Source organism: Actinoplanes sp. NPDC051537, assembly GCF_055586105.1.
In genome coordinates, this window is sequence record NZ_JBVJIU010000014.1 from 221489 (window position 1) to 247718 (window position 26230).

25 protein-coding genes are annotated in these 26230 nt (G+C 69.9%); 15 read left to right on the forward strand and 10 right to left on the reverse strand.

Translation table 11 applies throughout. From position 1 onward, the window contains the following. Positions 1-55 precede the first annotated feature (55 nt). From ACZ6TB_RS32130 to ACZ6TB_RS32145, 4 genes are all read left to right on the forward strand, one after another. Entirely contained in the window at positions 56-625 is a 570-nt protein-coding gene (locus ACZ6TB_RS32130; RefSeq protein WP_465560606.1) for a TetR/AcrR family transcriptional regulator, read from the forward strand. A 26-nt stretch (positions 626-651) separates the two neighbouring features. Next, the gene (locus tag ACZ6TB_RS32135) at positions 652-1398 is read left to right on the forward strand and encodes a S1 family peptidase (protein WP_465560608.1); all 747 of its coding nucleotides are present in this window, start codon (positions 652-654) and stop codon (positions 1396-1398) included. Positions 1399-1485: 87 nt separating this feature from the next. After that, on the forward strand, positions 1486-2871 hold the full coding sequence (locus ACZ6TB_RS32140) for a hypothetical protein (protein WP_465560610.1): 1386 nt from the start codon (positions 1486-1488) through the stop codon (positions 2869-2871). A 637-nt stretch (positions 2872-3508) separates the two neighbouring features. Continuing rightward, a complete protein-coding gene (locus tag ACZ6TB_RS32145; RefSeq protein ID WP_465560613.1) occupies positions 3509-4498 on the forward strand; it encodes a DUF2278 family protein in 990 nt (329 codons plus the stop codon). A 168-nt stretch (positions 4499-4666) separates the two neighbouring features. Here the strand turns inward: ACZ6TB_RS32145 and arfA are convergent, their stop codons facing one another. Genes arfA through ACZ6TB_RS32165 form a run of 4 tightly spaced genes read right to left on the reverse strand, consistent with a single transcriptional unit; the run spans position 4667 to position 9401 of the window. Next, positions 4667-6187 carry an arabinosylfuranosidase ArfA gene (arfA, locus tag ACZ6TB_RS32150; RefSeq protein WP_465560616.1) on the reverse strand — a complete coding sequence of 507 codons (1521 nt, stop codon included), beginning with the start codon at positions 6185-6187 and terminating at the stop codon, positions 4667-4669. 13 nt (positions 6188-6200) lie between these two features. Beyond that, a complete protein-coding gene (locus tag ACZ6TB_RS32155) occupies positions 6201-7046 on the reverse strand; it encodes a carbohydrate ABC transporter permease (RefSeq protein WP_465560619.1) in 846 nt (281 codons plus the stop codon). Continuing rightward, on the reverse strand, positions 7043-7984 hold the full coding sequence (locus ACZ6TB_RS32160) for a carbohydrate ABC transporter permease (protein ID WP_465560622.1): 942 nt from the start codon (positions 7982-7984) through the stop codon (positions 7043-7045). The genes ACZ6TB_RS32155 and ACZ6TB_RS32160 overlap by 4 nt, the downstream gene beginning before the upstream one ends. Before the next feature lie 52 nt (positions 7985-8036). Continuing rightward, positions 8037-9401, reverse strand: coding sequence for an ABC transporter substrate-binding protein (locus tag ACZ6TB_RS32165; RefSeq protein ID WP_465560625.1), 1365 nt, complete (start codon positions 9399-9401; stop codon positions 8037-8039). A gap of 255 nt (positions 9402-9656) precedes the next feature. On the opposite strand from ACZ6TB_RS32165, the gene ACZ6TB_RS32170 reads away from it, so the two are divergent. Genes ACZ6TB_RS32170 through ACZ6TB_RS32180 form a run of 3 tightly spaced genes read left to right on the forward strand, consistent with a single transcriptional unit; the run spans position 9657 to position 13057 of the window. Further along, a complete protein-coding gene (locus tag ACZ6TB_RS32170) occupies positions 9657-10670 on the forward strand; it encodes a LacI family DNA-binding transcriptional regulator (protein ID WP_465560628.1) in 1014 nt (337 codons plus the stop codon). Positions 10671-10706: 36 nt separating this feature from the next. Beyond that, positions 10707-11288, forward strand: coding sequence for a LemA family protein (locus ACZ6TB_RS32175; protein WP_465560630.1), 582 nt, complete (start codon positions 10707-10709; stop codon positions 11286-11288). A gap of 2 nt (positions 11289-11290) precedes the next feature. Then, positions 11291-13057: a DUF2207 family protein gene (locus ACZ6TB_RS32180; RefSeq protein ID WP_465560633.1), complete on the forward strand. Its 1767-nt coding sequence runs from the start codon at positions 11291-11293 to the stop codon at positions 13055-13057. A 243-nt stretch (positions 13058-13300) separates the two neighbouring features. Here ACZ6TB_RS32180 and ACZ6TB_RS32185 read toward each other — a convergent pair whose 3' ends face one another. Then, positions 13301-14506, reverse strand: coding sequence for an MFS transporter (locus tag ACZ6TB_RS32185; protein ID WP_465560635.1), 1206 nt, complete (start codon positions 14504-14506; stop codon positions 13301-13303). 718 nt (positions 14507-15224) lie between these two features. Between ACZ6TB_RS32185 and ACZ6TB_RS32190 the strand changes: the two genes are divergently transcribed. Next, entirely contained in the window at positions 15225-15863 is a 639-nt protein-coding gene (locus ACZ6TB_RS32190; protein WP_465560637.1) for a discoidin domain-containing protein, read from the forward strand. Here the strand turns inward: ACZ6TB_RS32190 and ACZ6TB_RS32195 are convergent. Together ACZ6TB_RS32195 and ACZ6TB_RS32200 are read right to left on the reverse strand one after the other, a co-directional pair. Next, positions 15860-16174 carry a hypothetical protein gene (locus ACZ6TB_RS32195; protein WP_465560639.1) on the reverse strand — a complete coding sequence of 105 codons (315 nt, stop codon included), beginning with the start codon at positions 16172-16174 and terminating at the stop codon, positions 15860-15862. The genes ACZ6TB_RS32190 and ACZ6TB_RS32195 overlap by 4 nt on opposite strands. Then, the gene (locus tag ACZ6TB_RS32200) at positions 16171-16734 is read right to left on the reverse strand and encodes a TetR/AcrR family transcriptional regulator (RefSeq protein ID WP_465560641.1); all 564 of its coding nucleotides are present in this window, start codon (positions 16732-16734) and stop codon (positions 16171-16173) included. The genes ACZ6TB_RS32195 and ACZ6TB_RS32200 overlap by 4 nt, the downstream gene beginning before the upstream one ends. 83 nt (positions 16735-16817) lie before the next feature. Here ACZ6TB_RS32200 and ACZ6TB_RS32205 point away from each other — a divergent pair, with 83 nt between their 5' ends. The 4 genes from ACZ6TB_RS32205 (at position 16818) to ACZ6TB_RS32220 (ending at position 20157) form a co-directional block, all read left to right on the forward strand. Beyond that, entirely contained in the window at positions 16818-17192 is a 375-nt protein-coding gene (locus ACZ6TB_RS32205) for a nuclear transport factor 2 family protein (RefSeq protein ID WP_465560643.1), read from the forward strand. 56 nt (positions 17193-17248) lie between these two features. Continuing rightward, a complete protein-coding gene (locus ACZ6TB_RS32210; protein ID WP_465560645.1) occupies positions 17249-17590 on the forward strand; it encodes a YciI family protein in 342 nt (113 codons plus the stop codon). Continuing rightward, positions 17587-18801 carry an RNA polymerase sigma factor gene (locus ACZ6TB_RS32215; protein ID WP_465560647.1) on the forward strand — a complete coding sequence of 405 codons (1215 nt, stop codon included), beginning with the start codon at positions 17587-17589 and terminating at the stop codon, positions 18799-18801. Before ACZ6TB_RS32210 ends, ACZ6TB_RS32215 begins: the two co-directional genes overlap by 4 nt. Positions 18802-19185: 384 nt before the next feature. After that, complete coding sequence (locus ACZ6TB_RS32220) at positions 19186-20157, forward strand: serine hydrolase domain-containing protein (protein ID WP_465560649.1); 972 nt, start codon at positions 19186-19188, stop codon at positions 20155-20157. 273 nt (positions 20158-20430) lie between these two features. Here the strand turns inward: ACZ6TB_RS32220 and ACZ6TB_RS32225 are convergent, their stop codons facing one another. Beyond that, entirely contained in the window at positions 20431-20919 is a 489-nt protein-coding gene (locus ACZ6TB_RS32225) for a GNAT family N-acetyltransferase (protein ID WP_465560651.1), read from the reverse strand. A gap of 10 nt (positions 20920-20929) precedes the next feature. Further along, positions 20930-21580: a hypothetical protein gene (locus ACZ6TB_RS32230; RefSeq protein WP_465560653.1), complete on the reverse strand. Its 651-nt coding sequence runs from the start codon at positions 21578-21580 to the stop codon at positions 20930-20932. 98 nt (positions 21581-21678) lie between these two features. On the opposite strand from ACZ6TB_RS32230, the gene ACZ6TB_RS32235 reads away from it, so the two are divergent. Then, on the forward strand, positions 21679-22653 hold the full coding sequence (locus ACZ6TB_RS32235) for an RNA polymerase subunit sigma-70 (protein WP_465560655.1): 975 nt from the start codon (positions 21679-21681) through the stop codon (positions 22651-22653). On the opposite strand, the gene ACZ6TB_RS32240 is transcribed toward ACZ6TB_RS32235, so the two are convergent. Then, positions 22638-22931: a hypothetical protein gene (locus ACZ6TB_RS32240; RefSeq protein ID WP_465560657.1), complete on the reverse strand. Its 294-nt coding sequence runs from the start codon at positions 22929-22931 to the stop codon at positions 22638-22640. The two genes, ACZ6TB_RS32235 and ACZ6TB_RS32240, sit on opposite strands and share 16 nt — an antisense overlap. Before the next feature lie 364 nt (positions 22932-23295). Here ACZ6TB_RS32240 and ACZ6TB_RS32245 point away from each other — a divergent pair, with 364 nt between their 5' ends. Continuing rightward, positions 23296-24291, forward strand: coding sequence for a hypothetical protein (locus ACZ6TB_RS32245; protein WP_465560658.1), 996 nt, complete (start codon positions 23296-23298; stop codon positions 24289-24291). Positions 24292-24394: 103 nt separating this feature from the next. Next, entirely contained in the window at positions 24395-26227 is a 1833-nt protein-coding gene (gene htpG / locus ACZ6TB_RS32250; RefSeq protein WP_465560660.1) for a molecular chaperone HtpG, read from the forward strand. The last annotated feature ends 3 nt before the right edge of the window (positions 26228-26230 follow it).

Consider the following 26230-nt stretch of genomic DNA (forward strand, 5'->3'; position numbering starts at 1 on the left):
AGTCTTCGTGACCCGTCGAAGTCAACAGGCGTTTACATCGGCTAGGCTGCTCTGCGTGACCGTTCCCCGACGCCGCGACGCGACCAAGACCCGGCGACTGCTGCTCGAGGCGGCCCGGCGCCGTTTCGCCGAGGAGGGGTACGCGGCGACCACCGTCCGCGACATCGCCGAGGACGCCGGGGTCAACGTCGCCCTGATCAGCCGCTACTTCTCGTCGAAGGAGGGCCTGTTCGAGGCGTGCCTCACCACGGCGGGGGAGGACCTGCGGCGTACCACCGGGGAGGTGACGGCCGACCGGGTCGCCGAGACCATGGCCGGCCACATCGCCGGGATGGCCTCCTCCGACAGCATGGCCGCCCAGCTCGCCCTGCTGCTGCGCTCGTCCGGCGACGAGCGGGCCGACCAGATCCGGCTCTCGGTGCTGCGCTCGTCGGCCGCCAAGCTGGCCGGCCTGGCCGGCGAGCCCGACCGGCACCTGCTGCGCGCCGAGATCGTGCTGGCCGCCGCGATCGGCATCACGCTGCTGCGCTCGTCGACCCCGGTCGAGCCGCTCGCCTCGGCCACCGAGGCCGAGCTGGTGGCCCCGCTGCAGGACCTCGTGAAGGCGATGCTGGGCATGCGTTGATTGCCAGCCATCGATACGGTGGGCCGATGTCACGATCGACACGACGGCTGCTCGCCGTTGCCGCAACGCTCGGAATCGTGCTCGGGGCCGGCACTCCGGCCTGGGCCATCGCCAACGGCGAACCGGTGCCGGACGGCAAGTACACGTTCTCCGTCCGGCTGACCATGACCGGCATCCCCACCGCCGACGGCGGGCGCCGCAACAGCGCCTGCTCCGGCGCCCTGATCGCGGCGCGCTGGCTGATCACCGCGGGCCACTGCTTCCGCGACGCCAACAACGTGCGCGTGGACCGTCCGGTGGCCGACCTGACCACGGCCACGGTGGGCGGCCGGTCCGCCACCGTGATCGCCGTCCGCCAGTCCCCGACCGCGGACGTCTCGCTGGCCGAGCTCTCGGCGCCGATCTTCGGCGTCCGCCCGATCGCGCTGTCCCGCACCGCCCCGGCCACCGGCGCGATCCTGCGGGTGACCGGCTACGGCGCGACGACCAGCGTGAACCCGGTGCCGTCCACGCAGCTGCGGACGGGCCAACTGTCGGTGGTCACGGTGGGCGACGCGGTGCTGGGCCTGCACGGTTACGCTCCGGCGCCGGACACGACCCCATGCCCGTACGACTCGGGTGGCCCCTATTTCGTCGAGCAGTCACACCGATGGCCCCGGCTGGTCGCCGTGGTGAGCAACGGCCCGAGCTGCCCGCACACCCAGATCGAGACCGCGGCCCGCACCGACAACATCGTCCCCTGGATCCACACCGTCCTGCGCACCGTCCACTGACTCCCTTCAGTTCCTCGCCCTGACGGCTGGCCCGGGTCACCCGTCAGGGCGAGTCCCGTCGCGTGCGCGAGGCACTACGGTCCGGTGATGGCGACTCCCTTGGACCTCTGGGGCCAGCGTGGATACCCGCACGCCGACATCGTCGGCGAATCGCACCACGCCGACGCGATCCGCCACGTGCTCGGCAACGACTTCAAACCCGAGGGCGCCGCGGTCATCGCGGTCGCCACGCTCGTGCCCGAGCCCGCCAACCAGCACGCGGTCGGCGTGCGCATAGGCGACCGGCCGGTCGGCTATCTTCCGCGCGCGGAGGCCGTACGCTATGCGCCGATCTTGACCTTCCTGGTCTCGCAGGGCTGGTCGCCGCAGGTGGCCGCCCGCGTGTGGGACGACCGCTCGCTCCGCGGCTCGGTGCGCCTCGACCTGGCCGAGCCGCACCTGCTCACGCCCGTCAACGCGCCGCCCGCCGGACCGCACCGCCTGCTCCCCACCGGAAACGCCATCCCGGTGACCGGCGAGGATCATCATCAGGACACGCTGCGGCCGTTTCTGCGCCCCGAGGGCGAGTGCTGGGCCCACGCGACGTTGCACGAGTCGCCGGACCAGCCTTCGGCCGAGGTCCGCCTCGACGGCGCCCGCATAGGCTTCGTGACCCCCACAACGAGCGGCGACCTGCTCCCCGTGATCAGGCATCTGGCCGCCCAGGGCCGCACCACGGTGGTTCGGGCGCTGATCCGCGGAAATCAGCTCAAGACCGACGTCATCCTGTACGCCTTGCGCGCCCACGAACTGCCGCCCGGCTGGCTCGCGTCCGCGTCCTCGTCCGCGCCGTCCGCTTCCGCTACGGCTTCCTTTGCCGCTCCTTTGACCGCTCCTTTGACCGCTCCTTTGACCGCTCCTTTGACCGCTCCCTTGACTGCTCCCTTGACCGCTCCCTTTGTCGCGGCCGACCCCGTCACCGTGACCGACCTTGTCTCCGCGCCGGGCCCGTCCACCGCCCCGCGTCCCTTCCTCGCGCCGCCCATCCCGCCCCGGCCGACGCGACCCGCCGACGCCGCAACCGAGCAGATCGCCCCGGTGCCGGCAGTTCCCCTGCCGCCGGGGTCGCGTGACCATGGCCCGGTCACGGCCGTTCCCGTGCCGCTGAGGTCGCGTGACCATCGCCCGAGCCCGTCCGTGCCGGTCGTTCCCGCGCCACCCGGCCTGCGTGGGTCGCTTGGGTCGCTTGGGTCGCTTGGGTCGCGCGACCCCAGCGGGCCGATCGCGGGTGTTCCGATGACCGTGGCGCCATCGCCGCCGGAGATCCGTGACCACGGCCCGATCCCGCCGCCGCCCACCGGTATCCGCTTCGCCGCGCCACCCGGCTGGCCGCCCGCACCCACCGGCTGGACGCCTCCTCCTGGCTGGCGGCCCGACCCCGAATGGCCCCCGGCCCCGCATGACTGGCAATGGTGGGTGCCCGTCTGGGACTGACCGTCCCGCCCGGCGAAGTCCCCCCGCACTCATCGGCGGCGCCCTGTGGACAGTCGCGGAAAATTGTCGTAGCTGGGCTCTAAACTCGCCCCACCCAGTTAGAGGGTGGGGCCACAGCCGACCGCGACGGCGCGCAGCCCGCCGAGACGGGGTGGCCCCGATGCGACGGCGCGGACGATGCGACGGCGCCGACGATGCGACGGCGTGGGCGCGGTGGTGGCGCTGGCGCGGTGACGGTGACAGCCCGGGTGTGGCGACCGCGGGGACGCTGCGACGGTGCGGGCGCGGTGGCGGTGCGGCGCGGTGACGGTGACGGTGACTGCATGGGTGCGGCGATGGCGGGGACGCTGCAACGCCTCGGGCGCGGTGGCGGCGCGGCGCGGTGACGGCACGGGTGTGGCGATGGCGGGGACGCTGCGACGGCGTGGGTGCGGTGACGGCGGGGTGCGGCAACGGCCCGGGGTGCGGCAAGGGCGCGGGCACTGCAACGCGCCGAACGGCGGGCACCAAGAGCTGACCGATCGGGTGACCGCCCGCGGCCGTGGAAACCAATTCGCCGCGTAGATCGGATTAACTCGGCGCCGTTTGTAGATCTTTTGACTGAGCTCCCGTCGAAATGGGTGCTCTAATCGCGCCCATGCCGATCAAGCCCTATGGCGTCCTCCGCGCCGTCGTTGTCGACCGCCGGATCGAGACGGCCGACACGCCGCACTATCAAATTCATCTGCGCGCCGCCGGGGTCGATTACCGGGCCGCGGTCAATGTGCGGTCGCAGCAGCGGCCGCCCGAGCTTCTCTACGTCGCCGTCGACGACTTTCAGCATCCGCTGCTCGAGCGCGTCGCGGCGCTGCCCGACGGGTTCACGGAGCTGACCAGCGACGGGGCCGGCGCGGCGCTCGACTACATCCGGGGCAATCTCTTCGCGCGCGAGGCCATGCGGCCGGTGCCGACCGCCGAGCCCGGCCCCGAGAACGACCTCGGCGACTTCCTCGACCACTACGTTCAGCGCGCGCTCGGCGATCCGCAGGCGCGGGCCTTCGTGTTCGGTCAGGCGTGGGGGCCGGAGCCGACCACCAAGGACAAGGTGTTCGATTTCCTGCCCGGGAACGGCGTCCACGACGTCCATATGAATCAGGGCAACAGCGGCCGTTTCGCCGACGACGACGGCATATTCCAGGACGGCGGCCTCCTGCTGAACTATCAGGACGGCAAATGGGTGGCGATCTTCCTCGCCTTCCAGTCCCAGTCGTTCCACACCGACGACACGACCGGGCACACGATCCCCACCGAAGAGGATCAAGATCAGCAGACGGTCGTACGCATCATTGCCGCCCTCGCGAACCCGATCGGTCCCGCCCCCGAGCCCGAGACCGTCACCCTGCTCAACGCGTCCCCGGCCGGCATCGACCTCACCGGCTGGCAGCTCCTCGACCGCGCCGGCAACCGCCACGACCTCGACGGGCAGCTCCCGGCCGGCGATGCGCGAAGGGTGAGCGTCGCCGCCCCGTTCGCGCTCGGCAACCGGGGCGGCACGATCACCGTCCTCGACGGCCGCGGCCTCAAGGTCGACGGCGTCGCCTACACCGCCGACCAGGCCGCCGAGGAGGGCTGGACCATCACCTTCTAAGCGACGGCCGTTCCAGGCGACGGCCGTTCCAGGCGACGGCCGGGCTGAGCGACGGCCGGGCTGAGCGACGGCCGGGCTGAGCGACGGCCGGGCTAAGCGACGGCCGGGCTAAGCGACGGCGACGGCCGTTCCAGGCGACGGCCGGGCTAAGCGACGGCGCCGGCCGGGCTAATTGACGGCGACGGCAGCGGCGGGCGAAAGCCGGATCGCGCTCCACGAAACCGGCGGCAACGACGCGGAAAGCGCCCCCTCCGCCGAAATCGAAGCCGACCCGGCCCGGGGCACCACCCGGTCCGGGTCCTCGGCCGTATTGGTAGCGGTCAGATCGGAGTCCGAAAGTGTCCAGCACTCGGCAACGACGTACGACCCCTCCAGCGAAACCGACAAATCGCAAGAAGAAGACTGATCCCGGTTAACCGTAAAAATGGTGATATCTCCGGTCTCGGCATCATGCGTCGCCACGGCATCGACGACCGGCACGGCCCCAAATCGCGCAGTCTCGTAAGAAGGCGACGACACCTCGACCCGCAGCACGGAACCGCGAGCGAGCCGCGAGGTAAGCGCAAACGGATGGAAGATCGTCTGCCGCCAGGCCGGCCCACCCGGCTCGGTCCGAATCGGCGCGATCACGTTCACCAGCTGCGCCTGACACGCGGCCGCGACCCGATCAGAATGCCGCAACAGCGAGATCAGCAAGCTCCCGACCACCACCGCATCGGCGACGTTGTACGAATCCTCGATGACCCGGGGCGCGATCGGCCATTCGTCGTACGACCGATTGGCCTCGAATTCCCGGATGTACCACACGTTCCATTCGTCGAACGAGATCTGCAACCGCTTCGGCGACTTCAGCCGGGCGGCCACGCTGTCCGCCGTCGCCACCACGCTGTTCACGAAATGGTCCATGTCGACGGCCGAGGCCAGGAAGCTGCCCACGTCCCCGTCGATCACCTCGTAGTAGGCGTGCGCCGAGATGTAGTCGACCTGGTCGTAGGCCAGCTCGAGCACCTCCGACTCCCACGCCGCGAACGTCGGCATCGACGAGTTCGAGCTCCCGCAGGCGATCAGCTCCAGGCCGGGCTCCGCCGCCTTGAGCGCCCGCGCCGTCTCGGCCGCCAATCGCCCGTACTCGTGCGCGGTCTTGTGTCCGGTCTGCCAGGGCCCGTCCATCTCGTTCCCGAGACAGAACATCCTGATCCCGTACGGCTTGTCCGAGGCGAAAGCCCGACGCTGCTCCGACAGCCGCGTCCCCGACGGGTGGTTCAGGTATTCGTGGACGTCCAGCGCCTCCTGCACGCCGCGGGTCCCGAGGTTGAGCGCGTACATGACCTCGACGTCGGCCTTGCCCGCCCAGCGCATGAACTCGTCGATGCCCACCTCGTTCGTCTCGAGGCTGTGCCAGGCGAGGTCGCGCCGGACCGGACGGTCGGCGACCGGGCCGACGCCGTCCTCCCAGCGGTATCCGGAGACGAAGTTCCCGCCCGGGTAGCGCACGAGCGACACGCCCAGCTCCCGGGTCAGCGCCAGCACGTCCTCCCGGAACCCGTCGGCGTCGGCGGTCGGGTGGGACGGCTCGTAGATGCCGGTGTAGACGCAGCGGCCCATGTGCTCGACGAACGAGCCGAAGGTGCGGCGGGAGACCGGCGCGATGGTGAAGGCGGGGTCGAGGCGAAACGAAGCGTGCGGCACGGTACTCCCGAGATCACTTGAGGCTGCCCACCGACAACCCGCCCTGCCAGTACTTCTGCAGCGTCAGGAAGGCGATGATCAGCGGTACGAACGAGACGAGCGAGCCGATGATGATCAGGTTCCACAGCGACTGGCCGCCGCCGTTGTTGGAGCTCGCGAGCTGCTGCCACAGGTTGATGCCGACGGTCAGCGGGTAGAGCCGCGAGGTCGACAGCATCATCAGCGGCAGGAAGAAGTTGTTCCAGGTCGCCACGACCGACAGCAGCAGCACGGTGACCACGCCGGGGCGCATCATCGGCAACGCCACCCGCCAGAACGTGCGCAGCTCGCCGGCGCCGTCGATCCGGGCGGCGTCCAGCAGCTCATCGGGGACGGACGCCCCCGCGTACACCCGCATGAGGTAGACGGCGAAGGGGCTGAGCAGGGACGGCAGGATCACCGCCCAGATGGTGTCGACCAGCCCGAACTTGCTCATCAGCACGAACGTGGGGATGACCAGCGCGGTCAGCGGCACCATCACCGAGCCCAGCACCAGGGCGAACACGATGTTCCGGCCGCGGAAGTCGAACTTCGCGAAGCCGTAGCCGGCCAGCACCGAGACGATCGTGCATCCGATGCCGCCGGCGAACGCGTACAGCGCCGAGTTGCCGAGCCAGCGCAGGTACTCGCCGTTGTTGTAGGTGAACAGGCTCTTCAGGTTGTCGAAGAGGTGGAAGCCGTGGAACCAGAGCGAGCCGGTGCCGGCGAACAGGCCCTCGGCGTTCTTGGTGCTGGCGACCGCGATCCACCAGACCGGGATGAGGAAGTAGGTGGCCAGGGCCAGCAGGGCGAGCTTCGCCCACAAATGGCGGGGCTTCATGTGAAGAGGCTCCCTCGCTTGCGGGTGGCGATCATGAAGATGGCGACGGCCACGAACACCACGAAACCGAGCGCGAACGAGATCGCCGAGGCGTAGTTGAACTGCGCATAGTTGAAGGCCAACTCGTACGCGTAGATGTTCGGGGTGAAGTCCGGCGTGATCGAGCCGTTCGCGATCGGCCGCAGGATCTGCGGCTCGCTGAAGAACTGGAGCGTGCCGATCAGCGAGAAGACCAGGATCAGGATGAGCGCCGAGCTGACCATCGGCACCTTGATCCGCTGCGCGATCTGCCGCCCGGAGGCGCCGTCGATGCGTGCCGCCTCGTAGATCGTCGAGTCGATGCTCTTCAGCGCCGCGTAGATGATGATCATGTAGTAACCGGACCACTGCCAGGTCACCACGTTGAGCAGTCCGTAGAAGACGTTGCCCTGGCTGAGCAGGAACGGCGCCCGCACGTCGAAGAACGAGGCGATCTGCTCGATCGGGCCGAAGCTGGGGGAGTAGAGGAAGCCCCACATCAGCGCCCCGAGCACGGCCGGGATCGCATACGGCAAGAAGATCGTGAGGCGGGCGAACTTGGCCAGCCGCCCGGTGATCTCGTCGAGCAGCAGCGCCGCGACGAGCGCCACGAGGATCTGCAGCGGGATCACGACGACGCTGAACCGCAGCACGAACCACAGTCCCTTGCGGAACGACGGGTCGCTGAAGGCCCGGGTGTAGTTGTCGATCCCGGCGAAGGTGGTGCCCGTGGCCAGGCCCTTCGTCCAAAGACTCAGATAGCCCGCGTACGCCAGGGGCGCGACCCGGAACGCCAGAAAGATCACCAGGAACGGGGCGATGAAGAGCCAGCCCACGCCGCCGCGACGTCTCTTGCCGCGGCGCTCGGCGAGGGGAGTAACCGTGGAGGAGCCGGCGCTCACCGGCGTCTCGACTGCCATGGGGTGCACTCCAGGGGAGGAGGCCGGGCGGCCGAGGCCGCCCGGCCGGCGATCACTGAACCGTGAAGCCCTGCGTCTTGGCGTACTGGACCAGCTGGTTCTGCAGGTCGGTCGCCGCCTGGGAGCCCGTGGTCCCGCCGTTGTTGATCTTCGCGATCTGAGCCTGGAGCTGGGCGTAGTAGTAGACGGTGAAGGGGCTGTAGACGGCGCCCTGGTAGGCGTTCTCGGCCGGGACGTAGATGTCCTTGTTGACGGTCTGCCCGTTGAAGAAGTCGATCTTCGCGTTCAGGAACTCGTCGGACTTCAGCACGCCCTGGTTGAGCGGGAAGATCGTCTGCGTCTTCCAGCCGTCGGTCAGCGACGCGTCGTCGGCATAGAGGCCGAGCGCGACCTTGGCCGCGGCCGCCTTGTCCGCGGCCTGCGAGGTGACCGCGAACGCCGAGCCGCCCCAGTTGACCGAGACCGGGCTGTTCGCGTCCCACTGCGGCAGCGGCGCGACCCCGAACTTGCCCTTGTCCTTGCCGGCGCCGACCCCGGCGCCGGTCAGGTAGCCGGGCGCCCACGCCGCCGAGACGTAGGTGGCGTACTTGCCGCCCACCATGCCGGCGATGTAGTCGGTGGTGAACTGGTCCTCCTTGCCGACCAGGCCCTGCTTGGACAGGTTGCCCCAGTAGTCGAGCACGTCCTTGGTCGCCTGGTCGTCGACCTTGATGGTGATGTTCTGCTTGTCGGCCAGGTTGTAGGTGAACGGCGCGGCGCCCTTCTGGATCATCAGGGCGGTGGTCACGGCCGGCACGTTGCTGCCGAAGTCGCCGAAGACCGGGCCGCCCGCGTCCTTGACCTTCTTGGCGTCCGCGGCGTACTCGTCCCAGGTCTTCGGGGGTTCCTTGATCCCGTACTTCTGGAACACGTCGGTGCGGTAGATCAGCGCCATCGGGCCGCCGTCGACCGGGGCCGCGTAGACCTTGTCGCCCTGGGAGACGTCCTTCCAGGCGCCGTCGCTGAAGTTCTTCTTGACGTCGGCGGCGCCGTACGGGGCGAGGTCGACCAGCGCGTCCTGGATCTCGAAGCCGACGAGCTGGTCGGCCTCGAGCATGACCACGTCCGGCGCGCCCTTCTTGGCCGAGATCGCGGTCTGGAACTTCGCGTACTCGGGCTGGCCCTGGCCGGCGTTGGTCCAGCAGGCCTGGACGTCGGTGTGCTGGTTGTTGAAGTTGTCGACGACCTTGGCCATGTTCGGGTACCAGGCCCAGACCAGGACCCGCTTGGCGTCCTCGTGAACGATCTTGTTGGTGCAGTTGGTGGGCTTGGCCGCGGTCCCGCCGCTACCGCTGTCGTCGTCCCCGCCGCCGCAGGCGGCCAGGCCGAGGGCGAGCACGACGGGGGCCACCACAGAAAGACTCTTCTTGAAGCGCATTCCTGGCCTCCTCTTACCGGTGGCGCGTCTTCCCGAGGGCAGCAAAAGTCACGGGCTGTGAGGCCAGCACCGGGGGAGGACGCGCTATCTGGGTGGATGCCGAGGGGAGGGGGAGCTCACCACTCGTCGGTGATGTGTGATGTAAGTTCCGTTTGCAGCGCTGCAAAGGACTATGCCTCGGCCGTTCAGCTCTGGCAAGAGGCAACGTCGTGGAAATACTTTCGTTATCGCAGCAACAAATGGGGGAGGCGTTTCGTGCGAGAAACTACGCTGCGTGATGTTGCCGAGCTGGCCGGTGTGTCGCCGCGGACCGTGTCCAACGTGGTCAACGGCTACGCCAAGGTCACCGACAGCACCCGGGCCAAGGTCGAGCTCGCGATCGCCGAGCTGGGCTACCGGCCCAACGTGCTCGCCCGCAACCTCGCGACCGGGCGTTCCGGGCAGATCGTCGTCGTGGTGCCCTACCTGGACACGCCGTACTTCGCCGAGTTGCTCCAGGCGGTCATCCCGGCGGCCCGCAAGCTCGGCTACAACGTGCTGGTCGACCAGACCGACGGCGACCGCGAGCACGAGGGCGAGCTCATCGGGCGCGGCTCCCGCCGCTTCCTCTTCGACGGCATGATCATCAGCCCGCTGGGACTCGCTCAGGAGGATCTGTCCGTACGCGATCCCGACCTTCCCCTGGTCGTGCTGGGCGAGCGCCGCTCCGACGGCACGTTCGACCACGTGGGCATCGACGATGTCGCGGCCTCGACCGAGGCGGTGTCGCACCTGATCGAGATCGGCCGCCGCCGCATCGCCGCGATCGGCGACCAGCCGTACCCCACCGGCGAGGCCGCCCAGCTGCGTACCCGCGGCTTCCGGGCGGCGCACGAGGCGGCCGGCCTCGCGGTCGACGAGTCCCTGATCATCGGCACCGCCCGGTTCAACCGGATCGACGGCGCCACCGCGATGGCCGCCCTGCTCGACCGGGCCGACCCGCCCGACGCCGTGTTCTGCTACAGCGACCTGGTCGCCTCCGGCGCGATCCACACCGTCCTCGGCCGCGGGCTGCGGGTGCCCGAGGACGTGGCGATCATCGGCTACGACGACATCGAGGACGGCCGGTACAGCCAGCCGACGATCAGCACGATCCAGCCGGACAAGAAGGCGATAGCGCAGATGGCCGTAGACCGCCTGGTCATGCGGATCGGCGCGCCGTCCGCGGTGCCCGGGGTCGAGCTGCGAGCGGCACACAAGCTGATCGCCCGCCAGAGCACGATCGGCTAATTGATCGAGTAGCGCGGCACCCCTATCTTCGGGGCCATGACAGGTGGCACGGCTGCGGCCGTCGTCGGTGGAATCATCTGCGTCCTTCTCATCGTCGTGGTCGCCGTGCTGGTGGCCACCTTCAACCGCCTCGTCCGCCTGCGCAACCAGGCGGACGCCTCATGGGCTCAGATCGACGTGCAACTCAAGCGCCGGTACGACCTCATCCCGAACCTGGTCGAGACCGTCCGCGGGTACGCCGCGCACGAGCGGGGCACGCTCGACGCCGTGGTCGCGGCCCGCGGCAACGCGATGTCGGCCGCCCAGGGTGCGGGCGTAGTGGAACGGGCCGAGGCCGAGGGCGCGCTCACCCAGGCGCTCGGCCGGCTCTTCGCGGTGGCCGAGGCCTACCCCGACCTCAAGGCCAACCAGAACTTCGCGGCGCTCCAGGCGGAGCTGGCCAACACCGAGGACAAGATCGCGTACGCGCGGCAGTTCTTCAACAGCGCGGTCCAGACCTACAACAACGCCGTGCAGACGGTGCCCACCAACCTGATCGCCGCGGTCACCGGCTTCCGGTCCCGCGAGTTCTACCAGGTGGCGGGCGACGAGCGCGGTCCCGTCCAGGTCCGCTTCTGACCATGGCCGACCTGCTGGTGGCGTCCGCCGCCGTCGGTGTCTGGTTTCTGGTGTACGCGTTCTGCCGGGTCCTCACCCGCCCCGCGTCGCCGTCGGCCGCACCCGCCACGATGGACCTCGGGCCGGAGTCGCCGGCCCTGGTCAGCCTGCTGGTCAACCGCTGGGCGCTGACCGAGGACGCGGCCGAGTCGACCCTGCTCGACCTGGCCGCCCGGCGCCATTTCGAGCTGCGCCAGCCCGCCGCCGATCCGCTCCAGACGACGGTGCACCTTCCCTCGCCGTCGCCCTCCGGGATCTCCGCCACCTCCTTCTCTACAAGATCAACTGAGCTCAAGCCCTACGAGCGGCAAGTCCTCGAGCGCATCCAAGGTCTCGCGGTCGACGGGGTCGTGCCGATCACCGCGCTCACGTTTCGCGACGCCGGGCAGTCCGCCCGCTGGAACCGGCGCCTGCGTCAGTCGGTCTTCGCCGAGGCGCGGGCGGCCGGGCTGTCCCGGCGGCGGATCAGCAAGACCGTCGCGACCATGCTCTCCGTTCTCGCGGCCGGCGTCGGCGTCGCGGTCGGTCTGGCCGCGCTGCACTACGGCATCGGCAAGACCGAGGACGACAAGCCGCCCGCGCTCGCCTTCGGGATCTTCACGTTCGCGGCGCTCAGCGCGCTCGGGGCGCGGTCGCTGGGGGAGCGGGACACGCCGGCCGGGCGCGAGGCCGCGGCCCGGTGGCTCGGCGTGCGCGACTGGCTGCGCGGGCACGAGCAGTTCGCGGAGTTGCCGCCGGCCGCCGTGATGGTCTGGGATCGCTACCTCGCCTATGGCGCGGCGGTCGGGGCGGCCCGGCTGGCCAGCGCGGTCCTCGATCTGGAGATGGGCGACAAGAAACTGGTCTGGTCGTCGTTCGGCGGGACCTGGCACCGGGTGCGGGTGCGGTACCCCGGCTTCTGGCCCCGATTTGGCCGTCCCCTGCCCTACCTGGTGCTCAGCGCCGCGGCGTACCTCCTGGTCGGGCTCTTGATCGTTCGTTTCTTGCGGCCGATCGACTACGCCGCGGCCGCGGGCGTGCTGCTGATGCTGCTCGGGTCCTACGTGCTGGTGCGGGCGCTGCTCGACCTCGCGCTGGTCCGCGAGATCACCGGCGAGGTGCTGTGGCGCGAGACGTGGAAGACGAAGCGGCAGAACAACGACGATCCGGCCGTGCCGTGGCTCGACCACCTGGCCGTCGACGACGGATCGTCCGACCGGACCACCGCGTGGGGCCTGCCCGTGCCCGCCGCGGCATCGTGCCAGGACGGCGACACGGTCACCATCAGTGTCCGTCCCTGGTCACGCCGCGTGGTGGCGGTCGCCCTGGTCGGCGGCGGCCGGTCACGAGAGCTGGCGTCGACCGTGACCGAGGAGGAGACCGGATCGCTGTCGCTGGCCGTGATGCCGTCAGTCGCGCCCCCGCCCGTGTTCGCCGCCGACGACATCGCCCGGGTCGTCGGCCAGCCGGTGAAGTTCGCGCCGTTGCCGCTCGGCCTGCAATACCTTTCGGTCTCCCGCGACAAGCCGGTCATGCTGGTGCAGTCGATGGCCGGCCTGCCCGGCCGGGTGGCGTGGCGGGCCAACAGCCGCGGCACGGCCCTGCCCGGAGGCGCTTTCGTGAACGGCGACCGCGCGGCGTTCCGGGTCGGCGAGACGACGTACGTGGTGACCCTGATGGGCGACGGCCGCGTGGGCCGCGACCACCTGCCCTGGCTGGTAGCCCAGGCTGCCGCCCGCGCGGGAGGCTGACAACCGATTTACCCCCGGGAATACAAGTTGTCCCGATGGCGACCTCCGGGGTCCCCGCTCGCTCCTTGCCCGAGCTCGAGACGTTCTGGACCCCGTGGCACGCGGTGCTCTACTCCGGCATCGCCGCCTCCGGGCTGACGCTGGTGTGAGATCTTCGTGAGCCCGAGCCACGAGTTCAGCTCGGCGCCTCAATGTCGTCCGAGGCTTCGTACGGGGTGGACCGGGGCCGACATGGGCTGAGCATCATGATGCTGGCTCGGGCCGCGGGGAGCCCGTGTGTTGGACCAGCAGCGCGGCGATCGCGAGCAGGCCGGCGCAGATCAGCAGGGCGATGGGCATGGTGGCGAGGTGAGCGACGGCGGCGATGGCGAGCCCGCAGGCGATCTCTCCGAGGTATTTGGCTTGGGCGAGCAACGAGTGCACCGTGGCCCGGACGGCGCTGACGGTCTGTTCGTTGATCCAGATGGTGGTGAAGGTGCGGGTCAGTGGCAGCGCGCCAGCGGCCAGGAGCACGGCGAGGCTGCCGCTGTTTCCCTCGGGTGCGATGGCCAGGCCGGTGACGCCTACCGTGGCGACCGTGCAGGCGGTGACGAAGCCTCGTCGCAGCGTGTGGACACCGTAAATGTGTGGCCTCACCAGGCGTAATGCGGCGGCGCCGGCGAGGCTCATCAGCACGCCCAGGCCGCCAAGCCACAGCAGGGGATCGACGGATAGCCCGACATCGACCAGTCTTAACGGGTAGAGGCGGCCGAACGCGTTGACGACTCCATTGACCATAAACGTCGCCGCGAAGATGCCGAGGATGACACGACTGGTGCGCACCAAGGCCGATCCGCGCACCAGGATCGACCAGGAAGCGGACCATCGCTTCACGCGGACCGGCCGGAACCGGCGCTCAGGGAAGCACGCCACGACATAGCCGCCGAGCAGCAGCATGGCGGCTCCGGCAACCATCATGGCGGAGCGGGGGTCGGTCAGCCATGCCAGCCCGCTGACGCTCACCAGTCCGGCGACCGTCCCGGTCAGCTGGGCCTGCTCCGCTCGCATCAACACCGCGGCGACGGCTGTTGGCTCGTCCAGTTCGTCGCTGATCCATGCCACGTCTGCTCCGCTGGCGAAGTTCCAGGACAGTCCCCACAGCATCTGCGTCGCCAGCACCGGCACGAAATCGCTGACGAGGCCGGTGGCGAGCATGGCAGTGCCCATGAGGACATGCGAGATGACCAGCGACCCCTTGCGGCTCACCGTGTCGGCGAGCATGCCCGCTGGGACCTCGAACACCAGCGCGGCGATTGACTGACCGACACCGATCAACACCAGCTCGGACGCCCGCAGATGTGCGTCGACGACCAGGTAGACGCTGGTGACCGCCCACCAACCTCGATGCAGAAGTGCACGGCACCATGTCCACCTCACAAACCGCGTGGCGAGGCCGGAGTCACCAGTCATCGTGGACGACTGCGGATCTCAGCTAGCACCACCCACGGGACTTTACGGATTGTTCGCCGCCTGCCGCCAACGGTTAAAGCTACTGGGTTTGCCTACCGTGACCTGCGCTTTGTTCGAGAGTTCGGGTCCCACTTTCCGGGTTGCCTCGATCGGCTGATTTCGATGTTCGCGAGTTCCGGACCCACCTGAGCTGGTGGGAGCCTCGGTTGGTCTGGACGGGAGCACGCCGATGCCGCCGATGTCGAAGGTTGGCCCCGGGACGCGCCAAGACGCGCTGAGACGCCCCGGCACGCGCGCGGGCAAGCGTGCCCGCGCACGCAACAATCAGTCCGAAGCGGACAAGAATACGCAGCGTGACGAAATCGGCCCCGGCCTGACCGATATCCGACCGCCGGGGGCGCGCAGCAACGTCGATGTATGAAGATCGCTAGGCTACCCCCGCATCCCATCCAAACGCTGCTGAGGAGACATTGTGGAAGGCGCGCCGACCGATCCGGCTGACGTACCTGACCAGCGCACCGCCTCCGAGCGGGCCGCCTCCGAGCGAGCCGCATCATTACGCGCTGTGTTCGCCTCATCGCCGCGGGCGGGGCAATTGCCGGATTCGGCTGCGCGGCCGGCGGCGTTCGGCGGCGGCGGCGACCCACATCCCGTCAGCCCGCCGACGCCCCACCCACGGAAGCGCCGCCGCCTTCTCTGGCTGCTCCCCGTCCTCGTCGTGATCGTCCTCATCGGCGCCGCCATCGGCACTGGCGAGATCCACATCGCCCGCCCCCAGCACGCCGGCCAAACCCAAGCCCGTGCCCAAGACCAAACCGAACCCCCGACCACGCAACCCGAGACGACCCCGCAGACGGGACTGGCCAATCCCGCGATCCCCGCCGAGACCCCGACCTCAACCGCATCGGCCGCCCCGGCACCGGGCGCAAACGGCACCGCGACCCCCACCCCGAACGGCCGCCCCAACCCCACCGGCGCCAACCTCGCCCTGCACAAACACGTCGAAGCGTCCAGCCTCGAAGGCCCGGGCTTCCCCGCCCAAGCGGCCGTGGACGGCAACCTCACCACCCGCTGGAGCAGCGGCTTCACCGACCCGCAATGGTTCCTGGTCGACCTCGGCGCCCCGTACGCGATCCGGGACGTCCGCCTCCGGTGGGAGCACGCCTACGCGATCAACTACCGCGTCGACGTCTCGACCGACCTCAAGCGCTGGACCACCGTCTATCGCACCACGTCCGGCACCGACGGCGCCCGCGACGTTCCCCTCGAGCCGACCGCGGCGCGCTACGTGCGGATGTACGGCACCAAGCGCAACAGCGCGTACGGCTACTCACTGCAGGAATTCGAGGTCCACTAACCGAACTTGCGCGCCTGGTCGAGGTGGTGCCGGACCGCCGCGTACAGGTCACGGCTCGTCAATCCCACCCCGGGGCCGAGCCGGTCCACATCCGCGGCCGCCGCCCGATGCCAGCGCGCCGCGTGCTCACGGCAGGGGAGGCAGGTCACGCTCTCCGGGCGGGCCGACGTCATCGCGTACCCGACCTCCAGTCCACACCCGGTGACGACCGACGCGGGCGAGTCCGCGATCAGGCCGAACGTCGAGGCCAGCATGTTCCGGGTGGCGGCCTGCCGGTTCAGGTTGCGCTCGACGTGGATGTGCGGGCTCATCTCGCACCTCGCGGGCGCAGGCCGTCGAGGATGACGGCGAGGATGCGCTCCCGGGCGGCCGCGTCCTGCCGCGCGTACTCGATCGCCTTGGAAGTGCCCGCAAGCAGACCGATCAGATCGGCCACCTCGAGTTCCTCGCGCACCGCGCCGCTCGCCTGGGCGCTGCGCAGCAGTGCGCCCAGCGCCGCCGCCACCTCGGCATGCACCTCCGCCGCCGCCTGCTGGACATCGACGCCGGCCGACGTGAGCAGGCCCGCCAGCGCGTTCTTGACCTCGCCCTGCTCGGCCGCCTGCCGCAGGAAGGACGCGAGCGCCGCGCCCGGATCGGGACCCTCGGCCAGCCGGTTCGCGTCGTCGGCGAGCCGGTGCAGGCGCGCCACGAAGACCCCCTGGAGCAGCTCCTCCTTGGTCGGGAAGTGCCGGAACACGGTTCCGATTCCGACCCCGGCGGCGCGCGCGATCTCCTCGGTGGACACGGTCGTGCCCTTCTCGACCAGCACCTGCTCGGCGGCCTCGAGGATGCGGGCGCGGTTGCGGCGGGCGTCGGCGCGCAGGGTCATGGGAATCCCGGGGTAGTAAACGGAGTGCGTACTCCGTATATTCGGAAGCGGAGTGGAGACTTCTATTTTACCGGAGGGTTCCGATGAGCACACCCAAGCAGGTATTCGAGCAGCTCACGGCCGGCATCGGCAGCGGTGACTGGACAAAACTGCATCTCCTGTACGCGGAGGACGCATCCGTGGAGATCCCCTTCATGATGCCCGGGCCGGTACGCCTGAACGGCCGCACGCAGATCAGGGACCACTTCGAGCAGCTTGCCGGGCGGATCACGTTGCGGCCCGAGGACGTGCGCGTCTACGAGACCGCGGACCCGTCGCTCATCGTGGCGGAGTGGAACTACGACGTGCGTGGCGTCAAACTTCCCAACATTCAAGTTCTGCGCGTACGGGATGGGCTGATCGAGGAGACGCGGGATTACCACCACCACGCCGCCATCGCGAACCTGTTGAGCAGTTGATGTCGAGAACCGGGGTGCCGCGTTCGTGTAGACCGTGAGACACGAAGGGAGATCTCATGAGGCAGTATCTGCTCAGCGTCTACCAGCCGGACGGTGACCCGCCGCCCCCGTCGATCCTCGAGCCCATGATGAAGGAGCTCGGCGCGCTGAACGACGAGCTCAAGGCGGCCGGTGCCTGGGTCTTCGCGGCCGGCCTGCATCCGCCGTCGACCGCGACCGTGATCCGCTCGCCGGACGGTGAGGCGGTGCTGACGGACGGCCCGTTCACCGAGGGCAAGGAGCACCTGGGCGGCTTCACCGTGATCAACGCGGCCGACCTGGACGAGGCGCTCTCCTGGGGCAGCCGGATGTCGGCGATCCTCTCGCCCCTGTCGATCGAGGTCCGGCCGGTCGCGTGAGCGACATCGAGGACATTTTCCGTACGGAGTACGGCCGCGCCGTCGCGGTCCTGGCTCGCCACTTCGGCGACATCGAGCTCGCCGAGGAGGCGGTCCAGGACGCGTTCGTCGCGGCCGTGCGCCGCTGGCCGTCCGACGGCATCCCGCCCAGCCCCGCCGGCTGGATCATCACCACGGCCCGCAACCGGGCGATCGACCACGTCCGCCGCGAGTCCCAGCGCGCCACGCGCGAGGCCGCGTCCCGTCCCCAGCCGTCGGAGCCCGAGCCGCCCGAGCCGCCCGAGCCTCCCGAGGAGGACGACATGCTGCGGCTGATCTTCACCTGCTGCCACCCCGCCCTGGCGCCCGCCTCCCGGGTCGCCCTCACCCTGCGCCTGCTGGGCGGCCTCACGACGACCGAGATCGCCCGCGCCTTCGTGGTCCCCGAGCCGACCATGGCCCAGCGCATCTCCCGGGCCAAGGGCAAGATCCGCGACGCCGGCATCCCGTACCGCATACCGCGCGACGAAGACCTACCCGCCCGCCTGGGCGCCGTCCTCGCCGTCCTCTACCTGATCTTCAACGAGGGCTACGCCGCCTCGGCCGGCGACCACCTGACCCGCACCGACCTGACCACCGAGGCGATCCGCCTGACCCGCACGCTGGTGGCCCTGATGCCCGACGAGCCCGAGGCCCGAGGCTTGCTGGCCCTGATGCTCCTGATCGACGCGCGCCGCCCCGCCCGCGCGACCCCCGCCGGCGACCTGATCCTGTTGTCCGCCCAGGACCGCACGCTCTGGAACCGCCCGCAGATAACCGAGGGCCAAACTCTCCTGCGCGCGTGCCTGCGCCGCAACCGCCCCGGCCCGTACCAGCTGCAGGCCGCAATCAACGCGGTCCACGCCGATGCGGATTCCTCGATCGACACCGATTGGCCCCAAATCCTCCTCCTGTACGACCACCTGGCCGCCCTGACCCCCACACCGGTGATCGCGTTGCACCGAGCCGTGGCGCTCGCCGAGGTGGAGGGCCCCGCCCCGGCGTTGGAGATAGTCGAGGCCCTGCCCGGCCTGGAGTCCCATCACGTCCGCCAGGCAGTCCGAGCCGACCTGCTGCGCCGCCTGGGCCGCTTCGAAGAGGCCGCCGCCGCATACGCGGAAGCCGCCGCCCAGACCGGGAACACCGCCGAGCGCCGTTTCCTCGAGGCGCGCGCCGCCGAGTTGGAGGCCTGAGCCCGGCCGCCCCTCCTTGCCGGCCGTGCCCGCCGCGGTCCGTCACGCTGCGCGACCCCGCGCCGTCGCCGGCCGTCACGTTCCGCCGAGTCGCAGCGGCCGGCCCGCCGGAGGGGCTCCCACGAAGTTCGGGGACGCGGCCGCGCACGGGGGTGACGCGGCCGCGCGAATCAGAGACGCAGTCGCGGGCAGGCAGTGGCGGCCACCCACCCACGACAACGCCAATCGATGCGCCCACGTGCGGAGGCATCGAACGCATCAGACACCGAAAGAACCGTCAATGCAACAGCTCTGTCTCATTCCGGCGATCGAAACACCGTGATCTGCTAACTGAGAGGGATCGGGCGTAACCGGCCTGAATCGAGACCCATCTAGTCTGATTTAGTGAATCTCGACCCGGTCGTCCGCCTGATCGAGGACCGCGGCGCGACGGCCCAGATCTGTATTCTGCGCGATGGCCGAATCGTCCTCGACCGCGCCTGGGGCGTCGACCGCGACACGCCGTTTCTTCTTTTCTCGGCCGGCAAACCGCTCACCTCGATGCTGGTGCACGGCCTCGCCGCCCGGGGCGCGCTCACGCTCGACGACCCGATCGCGCGCCATTGGCCCGACTTCGCCGGGAACGGCAAAAGCGCCATCACCATCCGGCAGGTGCTGCGGCATCGCTCCGGACTCCCGTACGCGCAAAGCCTCGGAACCGACGCACTCCGCGCAACCGATTGGGACCGTTCGGTCCGCGCGCTCGCGCGGGCCCGCCCGCACTTCGAGCCCGGGCAAGTGCCGGCCTATCACGTGCTCAGCCACGGTTTCCTCCTGGGCGAGGTGGTGCGGAGAGTAACCGGCGAACCGCTACCCACCGTGTTCAGCAACGCCGTCTTCAAGCCGCGCGGCATGACCCGCACGACCCTCGGCGGCTCCCGCGTGCCCCTGCGCGGCGGCACGCTGATCACGCAGACCCTCTTCAACCGCCGCGCCGTCCGCGACGCCGTCATCCCCGCCGCCACCGTCGCGAGCACCGCCCGCGACCTGGCGCGCTTCTACCAGTCGCTGCTCGAAGACGGCACCTGGCGAACCGCGACCGTCCCCACCAGCGATGGCGAGCGCGACCGGTTCACCCGAGTGCCGATCCGCTGGTCGGAGGGCTTCCAGCTGGGCGGCCTGGACGAGGAGCGCTACATCGGCCGGCACAGCGACCCGACGGCTTTCGGCCACAACGGCTCGAACGCCTGCATAGCCTGGGCCGACCCCACCCGCGGCCTGGTGGTGGCCTACTTGACCAACCGCCTCACCGGCGGCCCCGGCCGCTCACCCCACCAGTCCGCCATAAGCGACGCCATCCTCAGAGCAGCCTCCTGAAGCCCCGCCGCCCAGCGTCGTGCCCGCCCAGCGTCGTGCCCGCCCAGCGTCGTGCCCGCCCAGCGTCGTGCCCGCCCAGCGTCGTGCCCGCCCAGCGCCGTGCCCGCCAGCGCCGCGCCCGCCCGGCGCTGCGCCCGAGGGGTGCCGCGCCCGAGGGGTGCCGCGCGCCCGCTAGCAGCCGCATGCCCATCCCGCACGCCGTGCCGCACGAGCGCATCCCCGCTCGCCCCAGCACGCCCGCACCTCTCAGCGCGCCGGACGACACCCCCGGCATCACGGTGGCTTCCTGAGCTCCAGCGTGATCTCGTCATGAATCGCGATGCCGTAGTCGCCCACCAGCGGAATCGACGGCTTCACCCGCCTCGACGCGTCCACCCCGCCCGGCGTGACCCCCACGATCCGCATCCCGCGGCGCTGGTAGAACCGCAGCGCGTCGATGTTGTCGTTGGTCGTGATCAGCCACAACCGGTCGAGCCCCCGCGCCCACGCGAGCTCCGCCGCCGCGTCCATCAGGGCCGTGCCCACCCCGGCCTGGCGCACCACGGCGTCGACCGAGACCACCTCCAAACCCTCACCCCCGATGTCGTACGTCAGGAGCCCGGCCAGGCGCCCCCGCCTCTCGGCCAGCAACGCGGGCAGGGTGGCCGCGTCGTACCGAACCCCGTGCCCCACCACGATCGTCTCGCCCCACGAGCGGGTCAGCAGGTCGACGATCCGGGGATGGTCGGCCTGGGTGGCGGCTCGGATGGCGATGGGGTTCACGCCGGTGACGTTAGGGCAGGAACGGCGCGAAGTAATCGGCCACGAGGCCCGCAATTTCCTCGGCCGGAAGAACGCCGTCCACCTCGATAATGCGAACGCCTTCCGCCCTGGCCTTAAGTACGACGTCGGCCGCTATGAGTCGATCGCGCTCGATCCGGTTGCGGGCCGCCAGCTCCGGATCGCTGACCGCGTGCCCGACCCGCCTGGCCCGGGGGATCGCCCGCGCCTGGCGCCGTCGCCACTCGTCGGTGGGCACCAGCACGACCATCCGGCGCGGGTCGGCCACCCGGGCGACGAACTCCGGCCGCAGCCCCCACCCGTCGGCGATCACCGTGTGCGGCGTGACGATCCCCCGGAGGTCGTCGAGCACCCACCCGAACCGTTCCGGAAAGCCCCGCAGCACCCGCGCGGCCATCTCCGCCGGGCTGGTCCGGATCCAGGCCTCCTCCGCGTCCGGCTCGATCCGGTCGAGGGCGTCACCCCGGCGCACCCGCCCCGCGAGCCGGCGGTCGTCGTGCCCGCGCGCGTCGTGGAAGTCGTAGTGGTAATGAACGAGGCCGAACCGGTCGGTCAGCAGCCCGGCGACCGTGGTCTTCCCCGCCCACTGGCCGCCGCCGATCCAGAGCGCCCGCTTGATGGTGCCGTCGATCGTCCATTGCATGAGATCGACGGTGCTCGTGATCGCGTACAAGATCAAGTCTTGTATGTCAGACCCTGGTCTGATGTATTTGGCTTAGCGGGCGAGTAGCTTTCCCGGGCATGGAGGCACAGCTCACGGCCATGCGAGGCGAGCTCGTCGGGTTCGCTTACCGCATGCTCGGTTCACCATTTGAAGCGGAGGACGCCGCGCAGGAGACCTTGCTGCGTGCGTGGAAGCACGGGGGCGATTTCGATCCCGTACGCGGTTCCTTGCGCACGTGGGTCTACCGGATCGCCACGAATGTCTGTCTCGACATGCTCCGCTCCGCCCAGCGCCGCGCCCGAGCCGTCGACTTCGCCTCCACCGCCGCGCCCGGCGGCGACCTGGGCGTCCCGCTGCCCGAGTCGACCTGGGTGCTCCCCATCCTCGACCGCTCGATGGGCCTCGACCGCTCGGTGGCCGACCCCGCCGACGTGGCCGTGAGCCGCGAAACCATTCGCCTGGCCTTCGTGGCCGCCCTGCAGCACCTCCCGCCCCGCCAGCGCGCCGTCCTGATCCTGCGCGACGTGCTGTGCTGGCCGGCCGACGAGGTCGCCGCCCTGCTCGAGACGACGGTCCCGTCCGTGACCAGCGCCCTCCAGCGAGCCCGGGCCGCCCTGCGCAAGGCCGACCTGCCGCCCCCGAGCCCGCTCTCCGACGCCGCGAAACGGTCCCTGCTCGAGCGCTACGCCGATGCCTTCCAGCGCGACGACGTGGCGGCCCTGGTCGCCCTGCTGCAGGAAGACGTCATCAACTCGATGCCCCCGTTCACGTGGTGGATCCGCGGCCGCGACACGGTGGCCACGGTCATGGCCGCGTCCGACGGCTCGTGCCACGGCGCCCGCCTGGTCTTCGAGTCGGCGAACGGCGGTCTCGCCCTGTGGCAGGAACGCCCCACCGGCCCCGGCGGCGCGTTCGAGCCGTTCGCCCTGTTGCTGTTCGAGTTCGGAGACAGCCTGATCTCGACTGTGACGACGTTCCTCGGCTTCCGCCCGCCGCCGATTCCCGACGACGACGCGGTGGCCGGCGGAGAGGAGGCTCAGGCGCCGCGATAGCCGGGGATCTGCCGTCGCTGGGTGGCGCTCGCAACCCAGTGGCCGATGTCCAGCAGTCCGGCCAGGATGACCCAGAACCAGCCCCAGCCGGTCAGGCCCACGCCCGGGACGTAGAGGACCACATAGATCAGCGTGGCGAAGGGCAGGAAGATGATGCCCAGCAACGGCACGATCCACGTGTCGAAGGCGGTGTTGACCAGGACCGGCCGCGCGATCCAGATGATGAACAGGCCCAGGCGCGGAAAGACTCCCGCGAACAACGCGAACAGGCAACCCACGTCGCCACCTCCCGAGATTGGTGGCGTGATCGTCGCGCCCCGCCGCGCGAGAGGCCTCACCCCGCCCGAATGAATCACGCGGCGGCCCGGGAGCGCGGCCGGCGGCGAGCGCGGTTGGCGGCGGGCGCGGCTGACGGCGAGCGCGGTTGCGGCTGACGGCGGCAGCGACCTGGGCGGTTGGCGGACGCGGCCGGCGGCGGCTGCGGGCATTGGTGCGAGGTGCGGCGCGCGCGGTGGAGGCGCGGGCGCGGTGAGGGCGCGGTGAACTGTGGTCGAGCGCAGCCGTAAGGCTCGGTTGGATGTCACCGGGGACCCGTGACATACGGCCCGGATGATTGGCGCTGCTCAGGGCGAGCATCGGAATATGTCCATGCGTCGGGTGGCGCCCGCGATAGCGCTCTTCTTTGTCTCGCCCCTGGTGGCCGAGTTTCTGCTGGGCGACTTCACGCTCGCCCAGCTGCCGTTCCTCATTCTGCTGGCACCCGCCTACGGGGGTGCCGCCGTGCTCATCCGCGAGATTGCCCGGCGTACGGGGCGCGGCTGGCCGACCATGCTTCTGCTCGCGCTCGCCTATGGGGTGATCGAGGAGGGGCTCGAGACGCAGTCGCTGTTCAATCAGCACTACCTCGACCAGGATCTGCTGGCCCACGGGTTCGTCCCGGCGCTCGGCATCTCGGTCTCCTGGACGCTGTTCGTCCTGGCCATCCACACCATCTGGAGCATCAGCACGCCGATCGCGCTCGTCGAGGAATGGACCACGCGGCGGACCGTGCCCTGGCTGAAGGTTCCGGGGCTCATCGTGACTAGCGTGCTCGCGCTGATCGGGGCGGTGGGCACGTTCGCGATCTCCTACAGCGACGGTCACTTCATGGCCTCGCCCGCGCAGCTCACCAGCGCCGCCGTCGTCGCGGGCGCCCTGATCGCGGGGGCGTTCCTGGTGCCGAAGAACCGGGCCGCGGACGTGAGCGGCAAGCGGGCGCCGGCGGCCTGGATCGTGGGTGTCGTCGCGCTCGCGGTGGGGGCTCTGCTGATGGCCGTGGATCCGCTGCCGGCCTCCGTCGCGGTGGTCACCGTGCTGGCGGCGTTCGCGGGGACGATCGTGGCCGTGTGGCGCTGGTCTGATCGGCCGGGCTGGGACGGACGGCATCGGCTGGCGCTGGCCGGCGGAGCCCTGCTGACGTACGCGTGGCACAGCTTCACGATGTACCCGGTGGTCGGCGCCTCGGCCGCGTTGCGGGTGGCCAGCCACGTGGTGTTCGCGCTGGCGGCGGTGGTGCTGCTCGCCCTCGAGGCCCGGCGCGTGCGGGACCGCGAGGCGCGCCCGGAGGTCGGCGCGGCGCCGGCGGCGATGACGGTCTGACCAGCCAGAACGGGTGACGGGGTGACGGGGGTGGCCGGGCCGTCACCGTGGGGTCATACGATCTGGCGGTACGCCTGTCCGCGACCACTTGGGGAGTTCCGGAATGGAGACGCTGGAGTTTCAGGCCGAGGCTCGGCAGTTGCTGCAACTGATGGTCCATTCGATCTATTCGAACAAGGACATCTTCCTGCGGGAGCTGATCTCGAACGCCTCGGATGCGCTGGACAAGCTGCGGCTTGCCACGCTCCAGGACGGGCTCGAGGCGGACACCGCCGACCTGCACATCGAGATCGCGGCCGACAGCGAGGCCCGCACGCTCACCATCCGTGACAACGGCATCGGCATGACGCACGAAGAGGTCGTCGAGCTGATCGGCACGATCGCCAAGTCCGGCACGGCCGAGCTGCTGACCAAGCTGAAGGAGGCCAAGGAGGCGCCGGAGCTGATCGGCCAGTTCGGCGTCGGCTTCTACTCGACGTTCATGGTCGCCGACAAGGTCACCCTCGTGACGCGCAAGGCCGGCACCGAGGGCCACGGCACGATCTGGGAGTCGGCGGGCGAGGGCACGTTCACCATCGGCGACGCCCCGGACGCGCCGGTCGGCACCAGCGTGACGGTCCACCTGCGGCCGAAGGACGAGGAGGACGCCCTCTTCGACTACGCCGACGAGTGGAAGATCAAGGAGATCGTCAAGCGGTACTCCGACTTCATCTCGTTCCCGATCAAGATGGGGGACGAGACCCTCAACTCGATGAAGGCGCTCTGGGCGCGCCCGCGATCCGAGGTCTCGGACGACGAGTACCACCAGTTCTACAAGCACATCAGCCACGACTGGAGCGATCCGCTCGAGATCATCAACATGAAGGCGGAGGGCACCTTCGAGTACGAGGCTCTGCTGTTCCTGCCGAGCCGGGCGCCCCACGACCTGTTCCAGCGGGACGCGCGCCGCGGCCTTCAGCTGTACGTCAAGCGCGTGTTCATCATGGACGACAGCAAGGAGCTGATCCCCGACTACCTGCGCTTCGTCAAGGGCGTGGTGGACGCGGCCGATCTCTCGCTGAACATCTCCCGCGAGATCCTCCAGCAGGACCGGCACATCCAGATGATCCGCCGGCGTCTCGTGAAGAAGGTCCTTTCGACGATCAAGGACCTTCTCACCAACAAGCCCGAGGCGTACGCGACGTTCTGGCGCGAGTTCGGGCGGGCGCTCAAGGAGGGTCTGCTCAACGACCCCGACAACCAGAAGGCCATCCTCGACGTGTCGACCTTCTCGTCGACCTTCTCGAAGGACGAGCCGACGACGCTGGCCGCCTACATCGAGCGGATGAAGGAAGGTCAGGAGGAGATCTACTACCTGACCGGCGAGTCGCGGTCGCAGGTCGAGAACTCGCCGCACATGGAGGCGTTCGAGGCCCAGGGCTACGAGGTGCTGATCCTCACCGACCCGGTCGACGAGATCTGGGTCGAGGCCGTGCCCGACTACGACGGCAAGAAGCTCCAGTCGATCGCCCGCGGCACCGTCGACCTGCCGAAGGACGCCGACGAGCCGGAGCCCGAGGGCGACTTCGCGCCGCTGCTCGGCTTCCTCAAGGAGAAGCTCGACGAGAACGTCAAGGAGGTCCGGCTGTCGCACCGCCTGACCACCTCGGCGGCCTGCCTGGTCAGCGACACCGACGACATCACGCCGACGCTGGAGAAGATGTACCGGGCGATGGGCCAGGAGGGCCCGCGGGTGAAGCGGATCCTCGAGCTGAACCCGAACCACCCGCTGGTCAGCGGCCTGCGCGCGGCCCACGAGCGAGCAGCGGACGACGCGGCGCTTCCGGAGACGGCGGAGCTGCTGTACGGCACGGCGCTGCTGGCCGAGGGCGGCGACCTGGAGGACCCGGCGCGGTTCGCCAAGCTTCTGGCCGACCGCCTGGCCCGCACGGTCTGAGCG